General features: G+C 54.0%; 21 protein-coding genes. 8 read left to right on the plus strand and 13 right to left on the minus strand.

Annotation, left to right across the window (positions count from 1 at the left end):
- Positions 1–63: 63 nt before the first annotated feature.
- The 4 genes from STH12_RS16355 to STH12_RS16370 all read left to right on the plus strand — a co-directional run bounded on the left by STH12_RS16355 (position 64) and on the right by STH12_RS16370 (position 3,490).
- The gene (locus STH12_RS16355; RefSeq protein WP_126168533.1) at positions 64–1,896 is read left to right on the plus strand and encodes a penicillin-binding protein activator; all 1,833 of its coding nucleotides are present in this window, start codon (positions 64–66) and stop codon (positions 1,894–1,896) included.
- Positions 1,893–2,219, plus strand: coding sequence for a YraN family protein (locus STH12_RS16360; RefSeq protein ID WP_126168534.1), 327 nt, complete (start codon positions 1,893–1,895; stop codon positions 2,217–2,219). Before STH12_RS16355 ends, STH12_RS16360 begins: the two co-directional genes overlap by 4 nt.
- Before the next feature lie 114 nt (positions 2,220–2,333).
- Positions 2,334–2,927: a phosphoheptose isomerase gene (locus STH12_RS16365; RefSeq protein ID WP_126168535.1), complete on the plus strand. Its 594-nt coding sequence runs from the start codon at positions 2,334–2,336 to the stop codon at positions 2,925–2,927.
- The gene (locus tag STH12_RS16370; protein ID WP_126168536.1) at positions 2,924–3,490 is read left to right on the plus strand and encodes a BON domain-containing protein; all 567 of its coding nucleotides are present in this window, start codon (positions 2,924–2,926) and stop codon (positions 3,488–3,490) included. Before STH12_RS16365 ends, STH12_RS16370 begins: the two co-directional genes overlap by 4 nt.
- Positions 3,491–3,634: 144 nt before the next feature.
- Here the strand turns inward: STH12_RS16370 and STH12_RS16375 are convergent, their stop codons facing one another.
- Positions 3,635–4,522, minus strand: a complete 888-nt coding sequence (locus STH12_RS16375) for a DMT family transporter (protein WP_126168537.1) — start codon at positions 4,520–4,522, stop codon at positions 3,635–3,637.
- Between the two features lie 129 nt (positions 4,523–4,651).
- On the opposite strand from STH12_RS16375, the gene STH12_RS16380 reads away from it, so the two are divergent.
- Positions 4,652–5,557, plus strand: coding sequence for a LysR substrate-binding domain-containing protein (locus tag STH12_RS16380; RefSeq protein ID WP_126168538.1), 906 nt, complete (start codon positions 4,652–4,654; stop codon positions 5,555–5,557).
- A gap of 74 nt (positions 5,558–5,631) precedes the next feature.
- Here STH12_RS16380 and trpS read toward each other — a convergent pair whose 3' ends face one another.
- From trpS to rpe, 3 genes are read right to left on the minus strand one after another with little or no spacing between them, the layout of a single operon-like run.
- Positions 5,632–6,630 (minus strand): tryptophan--tRNA ligase, encoded by a 999-nt coding sequence (trpS, locus tag STH12_RS16385; protein WP_126168539.1) that lies wholly within the window; start codon positions 6,628–6,630, stop codon positions 5,632–5,634.
- An 18-nt stretch (positions 6,631–6,648) separates the two neighbouring features.
- Complete coding sequence (locus tag STH12_RS16390) at positions 6,649–7,332, minus strand: phosphoglycolate phosphatase (protein WP_126168540.1); 684 nt, start codon at positions 7,330–7,332, stop codon at positions 6,649–6,651.
- A complete protein-coding gene (gene rpe / locus STH12_RS16395) occupies positions 7,332–8,006 on the minus strand; it encodes a ribulose-phosphate 3-epimerase (protein ID WP_126168541.1) in 675 nt (224 codons plus the stop codon). Before rpe ends, STH12_RS16390 begins: the two co-directional genes overlap by 1 nt.
- A gap of 209 nt (positions 8,007–8,215) precedes the next feature.
- Between rpe and STH12_RS16400 the strand changes: the two genes are divergently transcribed.
- Positions 8,216–8,563, plus strand: coding sequence for a hypothetical protein (locus STH12_RS16400; RefSeq protein ID WP_126168542.1), 348 nt, complete (start codon positions 8,216–8,218; stop codon positions 8,561–8,563).
- Positions 8,564–8,568: 5 nt separating this feature from the next.
- Positions 8,569–8,757, plus strand: coding sequence for a DUF2970 domain-containing protein (locus STH12_RS16405; protein ID WP_126168543.1), 189 nt, complete (start codon positions 8,569–8,571; stop codon positions 8,755–8,757).
- Positions 8,758–8,809: 52 nt separating this feature from the next.
- On the opposite strand, the gene STH12_RS16410 is transcribed toward STH12_RS16405, so the two are convergent.
- The 9 genes from STH12_RS16410 to STH12_RS16450 form a co-directional block, all read right to left on the minus strand.
- Positions 8,810–9,652, minus strand: a complete 843-nt coding sequence (locus tag STH12_RS16410) for a Dam family site-specific DNA-(adenine-N6)-methyltransferase (protein WP_126168544.1) — start codon at positions 9,650–9,652, stop codon at positions 8,810–8,812.
- 50 nt (positions 9,653–9,702) lie between these two features.
- On the minus strand, positions 9,703–11,319 hold the full coding sequence (locus STH12_RS16415) for an AAA family ATPase (RefSeq protein ID WP_126168545.1): 1,617 nt from the start codon (positions 11,317–11,319) through the stop codon (positions 9,703–9,705).
- A 13-nt stretch (positions 11,320–11,332) separates the two neighbouring features.
- A complete protein-coding gene (gene aroB / locus STH12_RS16420; RefSeq protein ID WP_126168546.1) occupies positions 11,333–12,412 on the minus strand; it encodes a 3-dehydroquinate synthase in 1,080 nt (359 codons plus the stop codon).
- 6 nt (positions 12,413–12,418) lie between these two features.
- Positions 12,419–12,934: a shikimate kinase AroK gene (gene aroK, locus STH12_RS16425; RefSeq protein WP_126168547.1), complete on the minus strand. Its 516-nt coding sequence runs from the start codon at positions 12,932–12,934 to the stop codon at positions 12,419–12,421.
- A 216-nt stretch (positions 12,935–13,150) separates the two neighbouring features.
- Positions 13,151–15,211, minus strand: coding sequence for a type IV pilus secretin PilQ (pilQ, locus tag STH12_RS16430; protein ID WP_126169561.1), 2,061 nt, complete (start codon positions 15,209–15,211; stop codon positions 13,151–13,153).
- 21 nt (positions 15,212–15,232) lie between these two features.
- Entirely contained in the window at positions 15,233–15,748 is a 516-nt protein-coding gene (locus STH12_RS16435; RefSeq protein ID WP_126169562.1) for a pilus assembly protein PilP, read from the minus strand.
- Positions 15,748–16,383: a type IV pilus inner membrane component PilO gene (locus tag STH12_RS16440; protein WP_126168548.1), complete on the minus strand. Its 636-nt coding sequence runs from the start codon at positions 16,381–16,383 to the stop codon at positions 15,748–15,750. Before STH12_RS16440 ends, STH12_RS16435 begins: the two co-directional genes overlap by 1 nt.
- Positions 16,380–16,973, minus strand: a complete 594-nt coding sequence (locus tag STH12_RS16445; protein ID WP_126168549.1) for a PilN domain-containing protein — start codon at positions 16,971–16,973, stop codon at positions 16,380–16,382. Before STH12_RS16445 ends, STH12_RS16440 begins: the two co-directional genes overlap by 4 nt.
- Positions 16,961–18,040 carry a pilus assembly protein PilM gene (locus STH12_RS16450; protein WP_126168550.1) on the minus strand — a complete coding sequence of 360 codons (1,080 nt, stop codon included), beginning with the start codon at positions 18,038–18,040 and terminating at the stop codon, positions 16,961–16,963. Before STH12_RS16450 ends, STH12_RS16445 begins: the two co-directional genes overlap by 13 nt.
- A 184-nt stretch (positions 18,041–18,224) precedes the next feature.
- Here STH12_RS16450 and STH12_RS16455 point away from each other — a divergent pair, with 184 nt between their 5' ends.
- The gene (locus STH12_RS16455) at positions 18,225–20,798 is read left to right on the plus strand and encodes a penicillin-binding protein 1A (RefSeq protein ID WP_126168551.1); all 2,574 of its coding nucleotides are present in this window, start codon (positions 18,225–18,227) and stop codon (positions 20,796–20,798) included.
- The last annotated feature ends 90 nt before the right edge of the window (positions 20,799–20,888 follow it).

The following is a 20,888-nucleotide window of genomic DNA, read 5'->3' on the forward strand; positions in this document are numbered from 1 at the left end:
AGGCTTTAACCCCGGGCCGGAGAAGGTTAAACTTAACGCAGCATTTTACCAGAGTGAAGCCAAGTGTTGAAAAGCCGGAATCAATTGAAACTCGCAGGTGTTGCCCTGTTCCTGTCTTTATTGGCAGGTTGCGGCAGCACACCAAGGACAGATGTAAGCCAACCTCAGGGATCCGTTTCTTTGGTCAAGGCCGAACTTTCATCCACTCAGTACCTGGCACTGGCCGAGTCGACGCGGGATAACCAGTCCCGCAGCCGCTACCAGTTGCTGGCCGCCCATGCGATGCTGAACGAGGGCAACCCGCAGGGTGCCGCCCAGTTACTTGGCTCCATTAAGGCCGGTTTGGCGCAGGACACGGAAATTCAGGCGGAATTCAAGTATCTCACCGCCCGTGCCCTGGAGCAAAACGGCGAGTTGGCAGCCGCCCTGAAAGCGCTGACTTACCCCAGCCACTGGAAACTGCCCGACTGGCAGTGGGTTTCCTATCACCAGCTGCGCTCGCAGCTGTTCCGGGCGCAAAAGCAGCCTATGGAAGAGGTGCGAGAACTGGCGGAGCTGGGCAAGTATTTAAGCCCCGCCGAGGCGGCCGAAGTTAACGACCGGCTCTGGAAAACCCTGGCACCGATGCATGAAGAAACCATCGAAGCCTTTATGCAGGATGCCCGCTCACCGCTTTACAAAGGCTGGCTGCAGCTTGCCTTTATCGCCAAACATTATGCGATAGACCCTCAGACACTGGTGCGCTACCTGGGCGACTGGCAACGGGAAAACCCCTTCCACCCCGCTGCTGCCAGACTGCCAACCGATTTGGATCGCGCCCTCAATGCCAAGCCATACAACACCGGCAATGTGGCTGTGCTGCTGCCCTTGTCCGGAAACGCCGCCGCGGCAGGTTACGCCATCAAGCAGGGTATTCTGGCTGGCTATCTGGCGGCGGATGATCAGCACCGCACCGTGAATTTTTACGACAGCGCCGCCAATCCGGTGGCAGCTTACCAGCAAGCGCTGGCCGAAGGTGCCAACTTTATCATCGGCCCTTTGCTGCCTGCGGCTATCGAAGCCATTGAGGCCATGGCCAAGACCCCCGAGCAGCAGCTGGTGCCGCGCCTGTATCTGAACCAGCTGGGTCAGTTCAGCGCCGATATCGACAAGTTCTTCTTCTCGCTGTCTCCTTCAGAAGAAGCCAGTGACGCCGCCGAGCGCCTGTACCGCGATGGCGTGGAAAAACCTTTACTGCTGGCCAGTGCCGATGCCACCGGTCGCCGTATGGCCGAGGCCTTTAACCAAACCTGGCAAAAGCAAACCCAGGACCCGGCCGAAGTGCATTATTTCGAGCAGGGCAATGAAATGAAGCTCACTGTGCAGCGCGCCCTGGGCGTGCTCGACAGCCAGGCGCGCATTGCCCGCATGAAGGAAATCATGGGACGTAAACTCGAAGCCGAGTTTCGCTCCCGCGAGGACATAGACGCCATCTACATGATTGCCAGTCCTAAAGAAATTCAGCTGCTTAAGCCATTTATTGATGTGAGCTTCTCGGTGTTTGCCGATCCTGTGCCCATGTATACCTCGAGCCGTGCGCGGCCACAGGACAACAGCCATCAGGTGCCGCAGGAATTCAACAATGTGATGGTGAGTGACATCCCTTGGCTGATGCAAATCTCCGACGAGGCCCGCGACGTCAACGCCCTGTGGCCAAGCTGGAATAACGGCCAGAAGCGCCTGTTTATTATGGGCTGGGATGCATTGGATCTGGTGGATAAGCTGGCACAGATGCGCGCCTTCCCCGGTTATCAGTTCCAGGGTCGTGGCGGCGTGTTGTCGGTCACCCATGAAGGCGTTATCAAACGTCAGCTCTCCTGGGGCAAAATCCAGCGAGGCGTGCTGAGGCCGCTGTGAACACAGGCCAGCTTGCCGAGGAAATGGCAGTAAAGCACCTGCTTAAACAGGGGCTTAAGCTTGAAGCGCGCAATGTGCGTTATCCCTTCGGTGAGCTGGATCTGGTGATGCGTGATGGTCGAACCTGGGTGTTCGTGGAGGTAAAATTCCGCACGCCGAAAGGGTTCGGCGATGCGCTTGATGCCCTATCCCATGCCCAGCAAGGCCGTCTGAGACGCGCCGCCAACCACTTTTTGCAATGCCATCGCATTGATGCTCCCTGCCGTTTTGATGTGGTTGCCATTACCGGCGATCAGCTGACCTGGCTCAAAGATGCCTTTTAGCATTCAGCTACTTGGTAAGATTTGGGTGTTATGAACAACAATTTACCCCCTTGCTCTCTACTCCCGCGCTGCTTTATGGCATGATAGCGCCAGTTTATTTTGTAAGGATCCGCCATGTTAGAACGTATCAAAGACAGCTTTACCGAGTCGATCCAGACCAAGATCGATGCCGCAGAAGCCCTGCCAGACTCCATTGCCAAGGCGGCTGAAATGATGGTTGGCTGCCTGCTGGGCGGTAACAAGATCCTCGCCTGTGGTAACGGCGGCAGCGCCGGTGATGCCCAACATTTCTCGGCCGAACTGCTTAACCGCTATGAAGTAGAACGTCCACCGCTGCCTGCGATTGCGCTGACCACGGACAGCTCTACCCTGACCGCCATTGCCAACGATTACAGCTACGACGAAGTGTTCTCGAAGCAAATTCTGGCACTGGGTCAGCCCGGTGACATACTGCTGGCCATCTCCACCAGTGGTAACTCATCCAACGTGATTAAAGCCATGGAAGCAGCCCTGAGCCGCGACATGACCATTGTGGCCCTGACCGGCAAAGACGGCGGCGCCATGGCGGGCCTTTTGGGTGCCAGCGACGTGGAAATCCGCGTGCCATCCAACGTCACTGCCCGCATTCAGGAAGTGCACCTTTTGGTGATCCACTGCCTGTGCGACAATATCGACCGCACACTGTTCCCACAGGACGAACAGGCATGACCCGACTGCTGCTGACCGCTCTCGCCTGTATCACACTCACCGGTTGTGCCGGCGCCGTGATGGTGGGCGCCGTCGGTGGCGCCGTGATGGCCAATGACGAACGCTCCATATCAACGCAGCTGGATGACACCAACGCCGACTTTGTGATTGCCAGCGCCTTGATGAAAGACGAAGAGTTGAAAGCCAAAACCAATATCACCGCCGTGGTCGTCAATACCAGCGTGCTGATGATAGGTCAGGCTCCCAACTCGACTCTGAGAGATAAAGCGGTGAAAATCGTGCAGGATCTGAAGCTTGGCGGCAAAATCCACAATCAGATCCGCATTGGCAACCCCACGTCTTTTACCACCCGCAGCAACGACACCTGGATCACCACCAAGGTGAAGGGACGAATGCTGAATGAAAAGACGCTGGATATTACCCGGGTGAAAGTGGTGACCGAAAACGGCGAAGTCTTCCTGCTGGGGCTGATCCCCCGCTCGCAGGCCGACCTGGCGGTGGATGTTGCCCGTAACACCGCCGGTGTGCGTAAGGTCATTAAGGTTTTTGAGTACGTCGAGTAACACCGAATAAACCCGCGTAGAGGTTGTAACCTAAAACGGCCGGGATGTTCTGCTGGTGCTTATTCCCCGTTCGCAGGCGGACCTGGCGGCCTAAGGTGCCCGTGATACTGCCTGTGCACCCAAAGTCATTAAGGTCTTTGATTATTAAGGTCTTTGAGTGCGTCGAATAAGTGCTGAGTTTCCTCTGGCCTGCCACAGGCGGGCAAGCAGGGGATACACCGCCGACGGCAACACCACCAGCGCAGCCCCCCACCACACGGCCTCTCCAGGCCATTCATCGAACCAAAGCCAGCCCAGCGTCACGATAAACAGCAGGCCACTGTATTCGGCCACAGCGATGTCGGCCGCACGCGCCCGGCGATACGCCAATACGCAAAACCAGTGATAGGCCATCAGGAACAGATTGCTCGCCAGCGCCACCCACAGCAGCGACCAACTGAAACCGGCAAAGTTATTGAATGCGGCAAAGATAAGCGCGATTGGCAGCCCCAGCAGGTTGTACAGCAGCATGGTCAACACAGGGCTTTCAGTCACCGGCAACTTTCTTAACGACAACTGACACAGCGAGAAGGTCAGCGCAGCGCCCAGCACCATAAGTCCGGCCCAGCCCAGTTCGGTTGGCGCCAGAATAATCAGCACCCCGGCAAAGCCCAGGAGAGCACACACCCATTGGCCGGCACTCACCCGCTCGCCCAGCAGCCACCAACCCAGCAGCATGATCATCAGCGGCGCGGAATAGAACAGCGAACTCACGGTCGCCAATGGCAGCGCCATCAGCCCAAGAATTAAAAAGAGCGCGCCAACAACACCTATGCCGGCGCGCCAAAGGTGGAGCGGAAGATGATTGGTCGCCGGACGCCCGGCAAGCCACCAGAGTGGCAACAACATAAGTACCGAGGTGAGCTGGCGCAGCAGCAAAAAACTGGCCCCATTGGCATCGTCAGGCAGCCACTTCACCGATACGTCATACAGGGCGCTGAAGATATTGCCGAATATCAGCAATCCCAGGCCAATCAGGGTGGCTCTTTGCACGTTACATCACCTCAGCTCATGCGTTGCTGGGCATGATATCGCCCACAAATTATTATTAAAAATGATGTTTTTTCTTTAACCATGAATTAGATTCATGCATTAATTCCTCATTCAATCCGCAGGTTTCACATGCGTAAACTGCCGCCGTTAAGGGCGCTTCAGGTATTTGAAGCGGCTGCCCGCCATCTGCATTTTTCCCGCGCGGCGACCGAGCTGTGCCTGACTCAAAGCGCAGTCTCGCATCAGGTGCGGGCGCTGGAGCAGCATCTGGGGCAACCGCTTTTCAGCCGTAAAGGGCGGGAGCTGACACTGACAGGCAAAGGTCAGCAGCTGTTTTTGGGGGTGCAGTCGGCGCTGGATGGACTCGACAGCCTGTGCCGTCAGCTCAATGAAGGCGACAGCCGTGAACTGAGGCTGGCGGTGTACAGCTCGTTTGCGGTGAAGTGGCTTATTCCGCGGCTGAGTGATTTCCGGCGCCAGCATCCGGGGGTAAGAATTCACCTTGAAATGGTCAGTGGCGACCCGCAAATATCGGATCAGGTGGCGGACATGTTTATCTGCGGTGTGCAGCAACAAAAAGGCTTTTGGCAGACGCTGTTACGACCAGAGCGGCTGATCCCGGTTTGCAGCCCGCCATTGGCACAGATGCTCAAAAGCACCCTGGGCGAGTCGCTGACCCTACCTGCGAGTCTGGACAGCCTGCCGCTGCTGTCGGTGGATGAGGTCGATATTGGCCCTGACTGGCAGCGCTGGGCCGAGACCCGCCAATTGCCGCTGTCGTGCAGTCAACTGCAAAGCTACAGTCATGTGCTGCTGGCCATCGAGGCCGCCATTGCCGGACAGGGGGTGGCACTGGCCTGCGACTTCATTGTGGAGGCCGACATTGCCGCCGGTAAGTTGGTGGCCCTGCCCTGGCCCGCGCTGGAAACCGGTTTTGGCTTTCACTTTGGTTGCCGCGAGCGGCGTCTGAACGAGCCCGCCATGGCTGCCTTTGCCAGCTGGATAAAGGCGCAGGCCGGGGCCGAAACTATTTAAGGCAGGGTTAAATTCACGGCCCACGGGCATAAAAAAATCAGCCACCTGGGCTGATTTTTCGTTTGCGGTCTGGCTTACACCAGCAGACCAATCTTCTCGTATACCTTCTTGATGGTAACTTCGGCGCGGGCCTGGGCCTTTTCGGCGCCATCGCGCATCACGGCTTCGAGGAAGGTTTTGTCTTCACGCAGCTCGCGGAAACGGGCCTGCAGCGGCTCCAGCATACCGACTACGGCTTCGCCGCAGGCAACCTTGAGGTGGCCATACATCTTGCCTTCAAACTCGGCTTCCAGTGACGCAATGCTCTGACCGGTCACGCCGGACATCAGGCTCAGCAGGTTCGCCACGCCGGGCTTGTTGTCGATATCGAAGCGCACCACTGGCGGCTCGTCGCTGTCGGTCATGGCTTTCTTGAGCTTTTTCATCACCGCTTTGGGATCTTCCAAAAGACCAATCACGTTGTTGCGGTTGTCATCTGACTTGGACATCTTCTTGGTCGGGTCCTGCAGCGACATCACCTTGGCACCCACAGGTGGAATGAAAGGCTCAGGCACGGTGAAGGTGTCGCCATAGGCGTTGTTGAAACGAATGGCGATATCGCGGGTCAGTTCGAGGTGCTGTTTTTGGTCCTGACCAACCGGAATCTGGTTGGCCTGGTACACCAGAATGTCAGCCGCCATCAGAACCGGGTAGCCAAACAGGCCCACGTTGATGTTGTTGGCGTGTTTTTGTGACTTGTCCTTGAACTGAGTCATACGCGACAGCTCACCCATCTGGGTGTAGCAGTTCAGTACCCAACCCAGTTGGGTGTGCTGCGGCACCTGAGACTGAATAAATACAGTGCTCTTTTTCGGATCGACGCCGCAGGCCAGATACAGCGCCAGGGTGTCGAGGCAAGCTTCGCGCAGGGCAACCGGATCCTGACGCACAGTGATAGCGTGCAAATCCACCACGCAATACAGGCAATCATGACTGTCCTGCATCGCCACCCACTGACGGAGTGCGCCCATGTAGTTGCCTATGGTCAACTCGCCGGATGGCTGCGCGCCGCTGAGTACAATGGGTTTGGTCATGTTGCTGCTTACTCCGTGTTATTCTGCCGCCTTCAGGCGGGTCAAGATCTCTGCAAAGGTGTTACATACGGCATCTGGGCCGGAAAGCCCAATATCTTCACCGTAGTTGTAGCCGTAGGTCAAGCCAAAGGATGCAATTCCAGCCGCTTTGGCAGCCAGAATATCGTTGCGGCTGTCGCCGACCATCAGAAGCTCGTTCGGACCAAGGGCCCAGCTGTCCATAATGTGGGTCAGCGGCAGTGGGTCCGGCTTCATCCGCGCCAGAGAGTCGCCGCCGAGGATCAGCTCAAAATGGTTTTCAATGCCGAACGCTTTGAGCAGCGGCAAGGTGAACTTGTGCGGCTTGTTGGTAACAATCGCCATTCTGAAACCAAGTGCCGACAGCTCATTGAGGGTTTCTTTCACCCCATCATACAAGCGGCTGTGACGCTCAAGATGACGCTCATAATGCTGCATAAACATGGGCATGGCATCGTCGAGCATGGAGCCGGTAACATCACGGCCGAGGGCATGGGTTAGGGCGCGGGCTATCAATACCCGGGCGCCATTACCTACCCAGGTACGTACCAGATCTTCGCTGCACTGGGGCAGCTTCAGCTCTTTTAAGGTGTCGTTGGTGGCAGCGGCGAGATCCGGCACGCTGTCCACCAGGGTGCCATCCAAATCAAATGCAATGGCACGGATACGTTCAGCGAGCAGCATTACGCGTTCACCTTGGCCAGCTCGGCGCGCATTCTGTCTACTACGGCCTTGTAATCCGGCTTGCCAAAAATGGCACTGCCCGCGACAAACATGTCGGCACCGGCGGCAGCAATTTCTGCGATATTGTCTTCTTTCACGCCGCCATCGACTTCGAGACGGATATCAAAGCCGCTGGCATCGATGCGCTCACGCACCTGCTTGAGCTTGTCCAGCGTAGCAGGAATAAAAGACTGACCGCCAAAGCCCGGGTTAACTGACATCAGCAAAATTACATCCAGCTTATCCATCACGTAATCGAGGTAGTGCAGCGGGGTGGCTGGGTTAAACACCAGACCAGCCTTACAGCCGTGGTCGCGGATCAGTTGCAGAGTGCGGTCAACGTGCTCGGACGCTTCCGGATGGAAGGTGATGATTGACGCACCGGCCTTGGCGAAATCAGGAATAATGCGGTCGACAGGTTTTACCATCAGGTGCACATCGATGTCGGCAGTGATGCCATAGTCACGCAGCGCTTTACACACCATGGGGCCAATGGTCAGGTTAGGCACATAGTGGTTGTCCATCACGTCGAAGTGAACCACATCGGCGCCGGCATCGAGCACGGCTTTGACATCGTCACCCAAACGGGCGAAATCGGCAGACAAAATCGAAGGAGCAATCAGGTAAGGACGCATAATTCAGAGTCTCTGGCTGAAAATGGGAGGGCGCATATTTTACCCGATTTCACTGATTTTTTCCGTACTTTCTGTTGTTTTTATGGCCTCGGCCACAGGGTATGGCACTATTCACTGGCCTGTGCCGATGCAGATGAAAGAAAATTGTTCAAAAAGCGCACGCTTTTGTTATAATCCCGAAGCTAGCCTCTGTCTCGAAGGAAGTGACGATGGACACCAACAACCCGCAACATGCACCACGCCGATTTGCCAATATCAAGGCAGTCATGGTCTTATCCGTGGCGGCATCTGTGGTTATTGGTGGTGTGGTGTATCAGGCCAGCGCCAAAGATCCCGGCACGTCTGCCTGCGTATGTAGTGCCAGCACCAGCTACAACAACAGTCTGCCAGCCAGTCACCCCAACAATCGTTGCGCCACCCAGTCTCAGGATTTGAGCTGGAAGTCCTGGCTTTCCGGCAGCAGCCGCACCACTCAGTTCCATTTCCTCGATTTGCTGGAGTTGCTCCACGGACACGACAGCAAGCCTACCGATAATCCGGCGGCCAGCCAGCGTTAAGCGCCGTGTTTCGGTCCGTTATTCGGGTATTCACCAGCACTGTCGCCGCCTTCTTTGGCGTGCAATCTGACCAGCGAAGACAAAAAGATTTCAGCACCGATTCCCCGGTACCTTTTATTTTGATGGGTATTTTTCTGGCTGCTTGCCTGGTGGCCGGACTGCTCTGGCTGGTCGGCATGGTACTGCCAAACTAACAACCGCATTCTTTCGAGCATCTCGCCAATCGCCGGTCAGTGATCGACTGGATCAGTCCAGCGACTCCAGATGGTAAGTCTCATCGTAAAGCGCCATCAGCTCATCCACCTTATTGCGGCCGCTGCCCTTTTGGCTGATATTACGCTGCACCCGAACGGTTCCCAGCCTGGCGCCATGGTAGAGCTCACGGGTCAGCGGAATATCATGGTTGCTGATAAGCACGGGAATGCCACGCTCGATGGCAGTATGACGCGAATGACGCGCCAGCAGCGCCTGGTCATCCAGAGTAAAGCCTGCGCCAACATAGGTGGTGAAACTGGCGGTCGTAGACAGCGGCGCATAGGGCGGGTCGCAGTAAATCACGTCGCCCTTGTTTGCCAGTTCGAAGGCCTGCTCATAGCTGATGCACAAAAACTCGGCCCGCTTGGCTTTCACGGAAAAGGCGCGGATTTCCTGCTCAGGAAAGTAAGGCTTTTTGTAGGAGCCGAAGGGCACATTGAACTCACCCTTACGGTTATAGCGGCACAAGCCATTGAATCCATGGCGATTCAGATACAGAAAGTACACCGCACGACTGAAGGCGTCGCGGGTACTGTTGAAGCGCTTCCGGATATCGTAATAGGCTTCTTTGTTATTCATCTCATCACAAAACAAAGCCCTCGCCGCCTGAATATAGTCTTCAGGCTGACGCTGCACAATTTTGTATAGCCCAATAAGATCTTGATTAATATCGCAAAGAAGATATGAGTTGTAGTCGGTGTTCAAAAACACCGAACCGGCACCCACAAATGGCTCAACCAGACGCTTTCCCTTGGGCAGATGCTGACGAATGTCGTCCATCAGCTTGAACTTGCCACCGGCCCACTTGAGAAAGGCTCTTTGTTTAATCGTCATGGTTGGGAAAAGTCGCCGGAAGAAATAAGAAGCATCTGATTGTACTTCCTTTAATTGGAAATTTCACCGCCGGATACCGCTTCAATCGGCTGATAACTCCCCAAATCCTTCCATGCACGCACCCACGGCTTACCGCCACCGTAACGTTGCGGCAAGGAATCCGCCTGGCTGTCAGCCTCGGCGTGATTGCTGTAGTTGCCCTGCAAAATCACCAATTTGTCGCGGTACAGCACCAGATAGAGATTGGGCTCTTTAGCAAGACGCTTGAGGATCACATCTGCTGACTCACGTTTGCCAACGGTGGCTATCTGAAGGGTGTAGCCCTCTTTGGGCAGCTGAATGTCGGTTGCGACAGTAATGGCCGCAGCTTTCGCGGCATCTGCTGCAGGCTTTGTGTCGGCCACTGCACCCTGCGTGGTCACTTGAACGCCTTTTGCTTTCGGGTCGCGGGTCTTGTCGCTATTCGTCCTAACATCAGCAGCCTTAGCCTGAATCGGCTTAGCGTCAACATCTGTATGCTGCGCCGCTGCGCTTTTATCAGCTTTGGTGCTTGCCTGCGTGACAGGCGCGTCTGATTTGGTAATTGCAGCAGCCGCACTCACACTGGCTGATTTTAGGGTATCGGCAGTTTCGACTTCCGCCAATGCTCTGGCTTCGGCCAGCAGCGCCAGGTCAGCTTGCTCCTGCGCCAAAGTCGCAGCCTTTGCTTCTTGCTCGGCTTGCAGCGCGGCATCCAATGCCTGTTTTCGATTGGCAAAATAGGGCTTAAGTCGCCAGTTGCCAAAGGGAGACAGCAAACCGGTCACCTGGTGTCTGCCTTCAGACTCTGCGTAAGTTCTGGCATCGGTGGTGGCTGTTTGGGTGGTTGAGGGTTCTGATGTGGAATTGACCTCCCCCGGATGACCACTGATTACGCCCCAAAGCCCCGCAGTCACCAGCAAGGTAACCGCAGCCACTGCGAGCACTCGCCACATAGCTTTACGGGAGGGTGCAACATCAGTTTTGGGCGCCAGCGCCAGTTCCAGCAAGGCAATCACTTCACCCGGCCTACCCGCCTGCTGCTCAAGCTGAGTTTTAATAATATCCCGCGGCACGTAAGGCACGTCATCGCTGCGGCTTATCAGGGTGTAGTACAGCGCTTCGCGCTCGCCAAGTGGCAGGGGCTCAATATCAATGGGTGCCATCAAGCCACGCTGGACGCTGCCAAGCTCGGCGTAAAGCGCACGCGCCTTTGCAGGCTCGGAGGCAAAGGTGATAGCGATGGGCCGACCAGCGCATTTTTGCTGCGATAACAACAGACACTCCGCCCAAAGCTCAAGTGGCAATAGGTGCGCATCATCAATAAGAATGTGGATCGGCTGAGATAACGCCGACGCAAAGCGGCCAAGGGTATTGCCCAAGGGCTCTTCATCGTCAAACAAAGGCTCAGATAAAAGCTGGATAAGGATTTTACGGCGGATTTCAGCGGCATCGGCGTGCATTGGGCACACCACCAAGGCTGAGTTGTATTCTTCCTGCTCACTGACCAGAGCTGTCAGCAAGGTGGACTTACCGGCCCCCTCCTCGCCCAGCGCCACCACCAGTTGCTGGCTGTAGCAAGCCATGTGTTGCATGCGTTGCAACAGGGCTTCCTGGGAAGGTAAGAGTACCGATAGCGAAAATGTCATTGTTCACCCACAGTCAGGGGCGGCGAATGACCTCGGCCAGGTCGGCATCGGTTGCCTGGCTGCTGACCTCGGCTTGGCCAATACCAAGAGGCAGAACCAGCCTCAATTGACCACCGAGTACTTTTTTGTCTCGCCGCATATGCTTAATAAAGCTGTTAAAGTCCATGGACTCCGGAGCCTGGACGGGCAAATCGAATGCCTGGATCAGCGCAGTAATGCGACAAAGAATTGACTTATCGATTAGCCCCAGTGTTACCGAAGTTTGTGCAGCAAGTACCATGCCAGCCGCCACGGCTTCACCATGCAGCCAGTTGCCATAGCCCATTTCTGCTTCGATTGCGTGACCAAAGGTGTGCCCGAGGTTCAGCAGTGCCCGGACGCCCTGTTCGGTTTCGTCCTGAGACACTACGTCAGCCTTAATCTGGCAACAACGGGCGATGGCCTCGGTAATAGCATTTTGCTCAAGCGCCTTGAGTGCATCGACATTGGCTTCGAGCCAGCTGAAAAACTCGCTGTCCCAAATGATGCCGTACTTGATCACCTCAGCCATACCGGCGGCAAATTCACGAGCCGGCAAGGTAGCCAAACAGTCGGTGTCTATCACAACCAGCTTAGGCTGATAGAAGGCACCAATCATGTTTTTACCAAGGGGGTGATTGACGGCAGTTTTGCCACCAACAGAGGAATCCACCTGCGACAGCAAGGTAGTGGGAACCTGAATAAAATCAACGCCACGTTGGTAACTGGCGGCAGCAAAGCCGGTCATATCACCAATAACGCCGCCACCCAAAGCCAGCAGAAGACAATCACGGGCATAATTCCCTTCGAGCAGCGCATCGAAGATGCGATTTAAATATTCGAGGGTTTTGTACTGTTCACCATCCGGCAGGATCACCGCCTCTACCTGAGCCGCGTCGGCAGACAGGGTAGCGGTGATCTTGTCCAGATAGAGGGGGGCAACGGTGTCGTTAGTGACAACGAGTACCTTTTTGCCACGCACCAGTGGGGCAAATAATGCTCCCTGACTAAACAAATTCGGGCCAATGTGGATCGGATAACTACGATTTGCCAAATCAACCTGAATTTGTGTCATGCTGCGTCAGAACCCCAATTGTTCGATGATTTGATTGGCAACGACCTTGGCACTTTGGTCGTCGGTTTTCACCACCAGATCCGCAATCTCTTCGTAAAGAGGGTTACGGCTTTCTGCCAGTGTCTCGAGTACTGAGCGAGGGTCGTCCACCTGCAACAGTGGGCGGCGTTTATCACGCTGAGTACGGGCTACCTGCTTGTCGATGGTAGTTTCGAGGTAAACCACGATGCCACGGGCAGACAGGAAGTTACGGATGTCTTTGCTTTGAACAGAGCCACCACCAGTCGCCAGCACTATGCCTTGCTTCTCGGTCAGATCGGCAATTACCTGCGCCTCACGGCGACGGAAACCTTCTTCCCCTTCCACGTCAAACACCCAAGCGATGTCCGCACCGGTACGGCTTTCAATTTCTTGATCCGAGTCGTGGAATTCCAGATGCAGCATTTGCGCCAGATGACGGCCTATTGTGCTCTTGCCCGCGCCCATAGGGCCTACCAGAAAAATATTACGTTTTTCAGCCATTTCTTATACGTCTGAATCTTTTATGAATTATCTACCTATACCAACCTCTGAAAGAGGCGGCGAACTCAATACCTTGCTCTAAAGAGACTTGACCGGGGATTATCTCAGTTTGGAGGCAACCATGGCAAGTCAGATATCCGGATCACGCAGAAAACTTTGGTTCACGCCCAAAACAAAGAGGCCGGCATATGCCGACCTCTGCTGTTTAAAAGACTATCAGATTTTTTCAGTGACAATCTTGGGTGTCACGAAAATCAGTAGCTCCTGACGTTCGTTTTTGTCCGACGTGTTTCTGAACAGGAAGCCTACCAGTGGGATATCACCCAGCACAGGCACCTTGCTTACACGGCTGATAAGGTTCTGCTGATAGATGCCACCAAGCACTATGGTTTCACCGTTGTCTACCAGAACCTGGGTACCGATACGCTGAGTATCGATTGCCACTGCGCGGCCAGTAGCGGTATCCACGGTTTCCCCCTGGCTATCCTGAGTGATTTCCAAATCGAGGATCACCCGGTTATCGGGTGTAATTTGTGGTGTAACCCGCAAAGACAGTACAGCCTTCTTAAACGATACTGTGGTTGAACCACTAGATGAGGCAGACACATAAGGGATTTCAACACCCTGCTCGATGTAAGCCGCCTTCTGGTTAGAGGTAGTGATACGGGGGCTGGCAATAATTTCGCCCTTGTTTTCCTGCTCCAACGCACTCAGTTCCATATCCAGCACTGTGCCGTCGGCCAGTTTAGCGACATGGAATGCAATGCTGGCAGCATTGGTAGGTGCTGGCAGATTCACATTGAGCCGGTCACTGATAGCGGGAACTATGCCATTGGCAATGTTCTGTGCACCTTCCAGTGAACCTGAAGTGCCTTTGGTACCTTGCTGATCGGTGATGCCCCAGCGAATACCCAAGTCTTCCGCCACATTGTCTTTCACTGTAACCATGCGGGATTCAATCAATACCTGACGAATCGGGATATCCAGCACATCAATCATGCGGCGCACGGCCAGCAGCGTCTCGGCAGTATCTTTCACCAGCAGGGTATTAGTGCGCTCGTCCACGGCCACACTGCCACGCTCGGTGAGCAGGCTGGAGTCCTTACTCTTGAGCAATGCCGCTATATCTTTCCCCTTAGCATAGTTGATTTGCATGTATTCAGAATACAGTGGCACGAGTTCCTGAACCTCCTGCTGATTACGCAGATCCATGCTCTCGCGGACAGCAAGCTCTTCAGCCGGTGCAACCATCAGGATGTTGCCTTCGATTCGCTTATCCAGACCTTTGGTTTTCAGAATAAGATCCAAGGCCTGATCCCAAGGTACATCATCCAGAACCAAGGTGATGTCACCCTGAACAGAATCACTGGTCACCAGGTTAAAGTTATTGTAATCCGCGATGAGCTGCAGCACGGTACGCACAGAAATATTCTGGAAGTTCAGTGACAAAGTCTTACCGTTGTACTTCTTCTCTGGCTTTACTGAAGCCTGACGCACAACCTTGTTCATCGACAGTTTGAATTGAGCCGCTTCCTGAACATAGTTGTACTCGTACTCGCCACCGATATCGATAAGAATGCGGGTAACCAAATCGTCTTTGAAGGTTTCGAAGCTCTTCACGGGCGTGGCAAAATCCTGCACGTCCATCACATACAACATATCCTGCGGAATATCTGTGTTATAGAACTTCACTTCCAACTTGGCGCCAATTTGCTCGACATCCGCAGCAATTTTGGTGTTATTGAGCTGAACAATCAGCTCCCCACCACCTTTACCATTGCGGCGAAAATCAATGTTCTTTACACCATTAACATAGGCACTGGAAGCTACAGCAGAATCGGCGGCAGCTTCACTTACCACGGCATCATTGACCGTTAAGCGATAGCTGTTGCCCACTACAGCACCTTGGTATGGCAGAACTTTTGACAAGTTTACCGCAACAACCAAATCGGTATCCTGCTGCTGAGCCTGCAGTTCAGTTACGCCACCACGATTAACAGCCAGAGAAGGCGCAGCCAGACCGGAAACACTGTCATCAAATGACAGCAAGATTTTGGCAGGCGATGCATTGAGGTTAACTTCGGGCTCGGTTATTGGATTTTCAAACACCAACTCCAGCTCCAACTGGCTGTCTATCACATTGTGATACTTCACATCGACCAGACGGTTGGCCGCCAGAGCTGCCGTTGATACACCAAAAAACAACGCGATTCCCACCAGAGACTTCATCAATCCAGGATTGCTGAAGCGTGTCATGAACGCGGCAGAAGATTCCATCATTCCCTCATCCTTCGCAGGTTATTCTCCAGCCAGTTCGAGGGTGCTTGAGCGCTCAGCCCAGCAACCGGAACCGTCCGGAATTAATTCTATTACTTCGACATATTGTGGGGTGACTTTAGTGATACGGCCATGATACAGCCCAAGATAATCACCCACGCCCAAGCGGAACACATTGCCATCGTTGGTCTGAACCAAAGCCCAGATACTTTTATTCTGAGTCAGGGTTCCACGCATTTTCAGGTTATCGAGCGCATAGGTTTCGAGTCTGCCCTTCCGACGCTTGAGATCCGGTTGAGCACAGTCTTTGGTGACATCCACCGACTCTTCACTCAACTCACGTGACGGTGGAACAAAAGGACTGCGAAGCAACTCGGCCTGATAGGCAAAATGTTCGAAAACCGGTGGTTTTTTCAGCGGTGGAATTCTGGCAACGTGTTGAGCCTTTGTTGTAGTAACAAATAGTTCCAAATCGCTACGATCGCCAACGCACCCGGTCAAAAACAGCAAGATAGCGGCAACAGGCAAGTATTTCATCATTTCTTGCCTCCCTTACCCTTCTTTTTGTTACCTTTTTCAGGTGGTAAGTCAGTACCTTCCTTGAAGCGATAGGTCTTTGCCAGGATATCCATCGACAACACGTCGCCATCCTGATGCTTGATTACAAAGTCATGCAAACTCACGATACGTGGCAGCTTGGCAACACCACTGACCATGTTGCCAAGCTGATGATAATCACCACTGACAGACATCTTAATTGGGAACTCTATATAAAAGTCACGCGGCACAGCACCCAGCCAATCCAGGCTTTCAATATGCAAACCGGCGTCGGTGGCCACGAAAGTCAGGTCATCCAGCAGACCATCCATTTCGTTTTCAGACGGCAACATTTTAAGCAGTTCGGCAAACTGCGCTTCCATTTCCTTCAGCTGTTCACGGTACAGCTTAAGGTTGGCCGCCAACTGATATTTAGCCTGGAAGTCCTGACGCAACTTTACTTCTTTGACCTGCTCGGCCTTCAGAACATCGATAGCATCGGAGATAAACAGGAAATAGCTCGCAACCCCCACGCACACTGCCAGCAGCAGCGCAAACACCACTTTAACCTGCGCTGGCCAACCACCAATATTCTCAAAATCGATATCGTTGAATTCACTCAGATCCAGTTTCATTTTGCCGCTCCTTTCTTACTGGCGGCTGCCTTTTCCCTTTGTTTCGCCGCTTTATCAACCACGGTGACTTTGAGACTGAAACGTTGCAGCTTACGCATCTCGTCATTTTGGGACACGATACTCTGCATTACAGGGTCGTCCAACCAGGCAGATGTCTTCATCTTGCGCATCATGTTGGCCACGTTGTTGTTGGACTCACTACGCCCTTCAATTAAGACGATGCTGCCCTGCTTCTCGACACTGGATAGGTAAATCCCCGGCGGTACAACCCGCACCAACTCATCCAACACGTGTGTCGGCAAGTTTCGCGCTTGCTGTAAATCCAGAATTATTGCTGTCCTTCGCTCGATATCCTTTTTGCGCTCTGTAATTTTTTGAATTTCAGCGATTTGCTTTTCCAGCAGCTGAATTTCTGATGTCAGATAGGCATTTCGGGCACGTTGCTCATCGGTCATCACGCTGATCACCTGCAAACAGGCAAATACCAGTAGTGCTGAAACCAGAAACACCAGTGCCAAAGAGCCAATATAATCACGTTTTTGCTTTTCTCTGGCCTCTTCACGCCAGGGCAACAGGTTTATGTTCGCCATTGACCATAGCTCCTTAATGCCAGGCCACAGGCAACCATGTATTTGCTGATACTGGGTTGCAACGTGGTTTTAACTGATTCATCGGCATGCAGACTGCCCTGGAAGGGATCGGCAATAATGGTATGAACACCCAGTTCATTGGTCAGCAGGTTAGCCATGCCTTCCAGACGGGAAGTTCCGCCGCAGAGCACGATATAATCCACCTTATCTTTACCACTGGAGGTGCAATATATTTGCAGCGTGCGCTTAATTTGCTGCAACAGCTGAGTTTGGAAGGGCGAAAGCACCTCAAACATATAGTTGCGAGGCAAATCACCTTCTATTTTGGCTTTCTCGGCTTGCTCATAGGACATGCCATAGAATGACAGAATGGACTGAGTAAACTGCTCTCCACCAAATGCCTGCTCACGGATAAAGGCAGTTTCACCACCTTCAACCACGGCGAAGGTGGTCATGTTGGCACCTATGTCCACCATGGCAATGACTTTTTTATCACTGCCCTCAGGCAACTGGCTGTAGATGAGTTCAACAGAGCGACCCAGTGCATAGCCTTCGATATCGACAACCTTGGCTTCCAGATCCACTTCATCCAGCGAATCCACCCGGGCATCAATATTTTCAGTTCGGCAAGCACTGAGCAACACATCCACCTTGGTTGGGTCGATGCTGTTAACACTCAATGTTTCAAAGTCGATGCTTACCTCATCCAGGGAATAAGGAATGAGGTTATCGGCTTCGATTTCAATTTGGGCTTCCATCTCCGTTTCATTCAGCGAAGCATCCATGTAGATGACCTTGGTCATCACCGCTGAACCAGACACTGCCACTGCGGCAAATTTACAGCCTTTGGGCAACGCACGCCTTACCTGGCGCAGGCTGTCCACCACTGCTGCGGGATCACGAATATCGTGATCATTGACGGCTCCCTTTTTAACGGGAACAGCGGCATGACTTAATATTTTAAAACCATCAGCCGTCTTGCTCAGCAGAATCGCCTTGACTTCATGGGAGCCAATGTCGATCCCCACCATCTGCGGAGCCTGACGCTTCCATAGATTTGAAAGCATAGTCCATTGTCACTTTTGTTTTAGGTTGCAGAGATAGAGTAGCACAAAATCAACTCGTTATACTTATTTGTATAGAATGTTTAAGCCTTTTACAATTGGCAATTTTTTGACGCTGCTTTTTACTTCACCCTAGCCTTTTGCCCTTATATACTGTGGCTTCCTCGAACTATTTTGGAATATTCTGGTGAAGTGGCTAAAACGTATTCTCATTGCCCTCTTTAGTCTAGCCTTGCTGGGCGTAGGCGCTATTGTTGCGGCATATTTTTATGTTTTGCCCGACCTGCCCGATGTCGCGACCCTTAAAACGGTCCAGCTGCAGACACCGCTGAAGATATACAGCCAGGACGGCAAACTTATTTCACAATATGGCGAAAAGCGCCGTATTCCCGTCAAACTTGAAGATGTTCCCAAGCCGCTGCTGCAGGCCTTTCTGGCCACAGAAGACGCGCGCTTTTACGAACATCAGGGCATTGACCCTGTCGGTATCGTACGAGCCTTCGTGGTTTGGATGGCCTCCGGCGAGAAAAAACAGGGTGCCAGTACCATTACCCAACAGGTCGCCCGCAACTTTTTTTTGACGCGGGATAAAACTATTATCCGCAAGGTAAAGGAAATCTTTATTTCTTTTCACATTGAGGATCTGCTCACAAAAGATGAAATTCTTGAACTGTACGTAAATCGCATCTACCTCGGCCAGCGTGCTTACGGTGTTGGCGCGGCGGCGCAGGTGTATTACGGCAAGGATTTGCACGACCTCTCATTGGCAGAAATGGCGGTTATTGCCGGCCTGCCCAAAGCGCCTTCCACCCTTAACCCCATCACCTCGCCCGACCGCGCGCTCGCGCGTCGTAATGTAGTGTTGATGCGGATGCGGGAAGTCGGTTTCATTAACGACAGCGAATACGCCAGCGCCATCGAGCAGCCCAATACCGCCTCTTATCATGGTGCCGAAATCGACCTGTACGTGCCTTATGTGTCTGAAATGGCGCGGGACTATATGATCCAAAAGTATGGCGAAGAGGAAGCCTATACCGGCGGCTATAACGTTTACACCACCGTCAGTTCCGACCTGCAACTCAAAGCCCAAAAGGCACTGCGCGACAATATCTACGCCTACGATGAACGCCATGGCTACCGCGGTGGCGCCGAAGTGCTGTGGAGCAGTGAGGTGCCAGACACCGCCAGCATCAGTGAGCGACTGAAGAAAATCGCCAACGTACAGGATCTTGAGCCTGCGGCCGTGATAAACGTCCAGGAGCAGCAAGCGACTGTGCTGCGCGGCAACGGCGAAACCGTGACACTGCCATGGCAGGGCATCCAATGGGCGCGCAAGTTTATTACTGACACCCGTCAGGGCAGTGCCCCCAAGGCTGCCACCGAGGTGCTGACTGCCGGCGAGCGTATCTGGATCCGTAACAATGGCGAACACTGGCAGCTGTCACAGGTGCCGGAAGTCTCCAGCGCCATCGTATCCCTCGACCCACATAACGGCGCCATCCGCGCACTGGTGGGCGGTTACAGCTTCAGTCAGAGCCAGTTCAACCGGGTGACCCAGGCCAAACGCCAGCTTGGTTCCAACATCAAGCCCTTTATCTACGCCGCTACGCTGGAGAAAGGCTTTACCCTGGCCACGCTGATAAACAACGCCCCTATCAACAAGCCCGACATGAGTCAGGGTACCGCCTGGCGACCCAAGAACTCACCCGACGTATACACAGGCCCAACCCGGATGCGCGTGGGTCTGGCCCAGTCAATTAACGTCATGGCCGTACGGGCGCTGCGTTATGCCGGTATCGACAATACTGTCGAGCTGCTGACCCGCTTTGGCTTCGACCCCAACGACCTGCCCCGCAACGAGTCGCTGGCTCTGGGTTCGCCTTCGGTTACTCCGCTGCAGGTGGTCAATGCTTTCTCGGTGTTCGCCAACGGCGGCTATCTGGTTGAGCCCTTCTTTATCGACCGGGTCGAAACCGCCCTTGGTCAGGTAGTGGAGAAGACCAAGCCAACATTGGCCTGCGATGCACCAATGCCGGAAGAAACGCCGGAAGATCAGGTGCTCAGCCAACAGCCAGACTCGGTAGTTGAAGCCCTGGCCACGGCCGCCATTACCGGCGAGGCGCCAGAAATGCTGGCGAAAGCCACCGACGTGAATCTGTGCGGCGGCGAAGGCGTGCGTTACGCGCCCCGAGTGCTGTCGGAGCAAAACGCCTTCCTGATTACCGAAGCGCTCAAGAGTGTGATTTGGGGCGGCGGTGATTTCAGCAAGGGCACCGGCTGGAACGGTACCGCATGGCGCGCGGCTCGCCTGCTCAAACGCCATGATATCGCTGGTAAAACAGGTACAACCAACGAGTCGCGTGATACCTGGTTCAGTGGTTTCAACCCTGACTTGGTTACCACCGTCTGGGTTGGCTTTGACGACCACGGCCGCGAACTTGGCCGCACCGCCTGGAATGCCAACGGCGCCAAAGACCAGATCTCCGGTGCCGAGGCCGGCGCCAAAACCGCGGGTCCCGCCTGGAACCAGTTTATGCTGATGGCAATTGGTGACATCCCGGAGAAGCCTTCTCAGCCGCCTGCCGGCATAGTCTCGGCCCGTATCGATTACAGTTCGGGCAAGCTGAGTCGTCGCACCGACTACACCAGTGGCTTCGAGTACTTCGCCGCCGGCACAGTGCCAACAGATTACGCCAACTCCGCTATCGCCGAAGACAACACCACGGCGCCGGAAACCACGGCAGACGATCTGTTCCAGTAAGCATTACGTGTTGTAAAAAAGGGCCTGCGGGCCCTTTTTTGTTGCTGCGAGCCTTGCATTGATGACATTTGTCATCGGCCATTGGTGACC

Source organism: Shewanella khirikhana, from assembly GCF_003957745.1.
Taxonomy (GTDB): Bacteria; Pseudomonadota; Gammaproteobacteria; order Enterobacterales; family Shewanellaceae; genus Shewanella; species Shewanella khirikhana.

Coding starts and splice junctions, on each gene's coding strand:
- aroB (WP_126168546.1), bottom strand. CDS start 12,412: ATGACACAAATTCAGGTTGATTTGGCAAATCGTAGTTATCCGATCCAC.
- STH12_RS16415 (WP_126168545.1), bottom strand. CDS start 11,319: ATGACATTTTCGCTATCGGTACTCTTACCTTCCCAGGAAGCCCTGTTG.
- trpS (WP_126168539.1), bottom strand. CDS start 6,630: ATGACCAAACCCATTGTACTCAGCGGCGCGCAGCCATCCGGCGAGTTG.
- STH12_RS16445 (WP_126168549.1), bottom strand. CDS start 16,973: ATGGCGAACATAAACCTGTTGCCCTGGCGTGAAGAGGCCAGAGAAAAG.
- STH12_RS16435 (WP_126169562.1), bottom strand. CDS start 15,748: ATGAAATACTTGCCTGTTGCCGCTATCTTGCTGTTTTTGACCGGGTGC.
- STH12_RS16400 (WP_126168542.1), top strand. CDS start 8,216: ATGGACACCAACAACCCGCAACATGCACCACGCCGATTTGCCAATATC.
- rpe (WP_126168541.1), bottom strand. CDS start 8,006: ATGCGTCCTTACCTGATTGCTCCTTCGATTTTGTCTGCCGATTTCGCC.
- STH12_RS16450 (WP_126168550.1), bottom strand. CDS start 18,040: ATGCTTTCAAATCTATGGAAGCGTCAGGCTCCGCAGATGGTGGGGATC.
- STH12_RS16390 (WP_126168540.1), bottom strand. CDS start 7,332: ATGCTGCTCGCTGAACGTATCCGTGCCATTGCATTTGATTTGGATGGC.
- STH12_RS16410 (WP_126168544.1), bottom strand. CDS start 9,652: ATGACGATTAAACAAAGAGCCTTTCTCAAGTGGGCCGGTGGCAAGTTC.
- STH12_RS16440 (WP_126168548.1), bottom strand. CDS start 16,383: ATGAAACTGGATCTGAGTGAATTCAACGATATCGATTTTGAGAATATT.
- aroK (WP_126168547.1), bottom strand. CDS start 12,934: ATGGCTGAAAAACGTAATATTTTTCTGGTAGGCCCTATGGGCGCGGGC.
- STH12_RS16380 (WP_126168538.1), top strand. CDS start 4,652: ATGCGTAAACTGCCGCCGTTAAGGGCGCTTCAGGTATTTGAAGCGGCT.
- STH12_RS16370 (WP_126168536.1), top strand. CDS start 2,924: ATGACCCGACTGCTGCTGACCGCTCTCGCCTGTATCACACTCACCGGT.
- pilQ (WP_126169561.1), bottom strand. CDS start 15,211: ATGGAATCTTCTGCCGCGTTCATGACACGCTTCAGCAATCCTGGATTG.
- STH12_RS16365 (WP_126168535.1), top strand. CDS start 2,334: ATGTTAGAACGTATCAAAGACAGCTTTACCGAGTCGATCCAGACCAAG.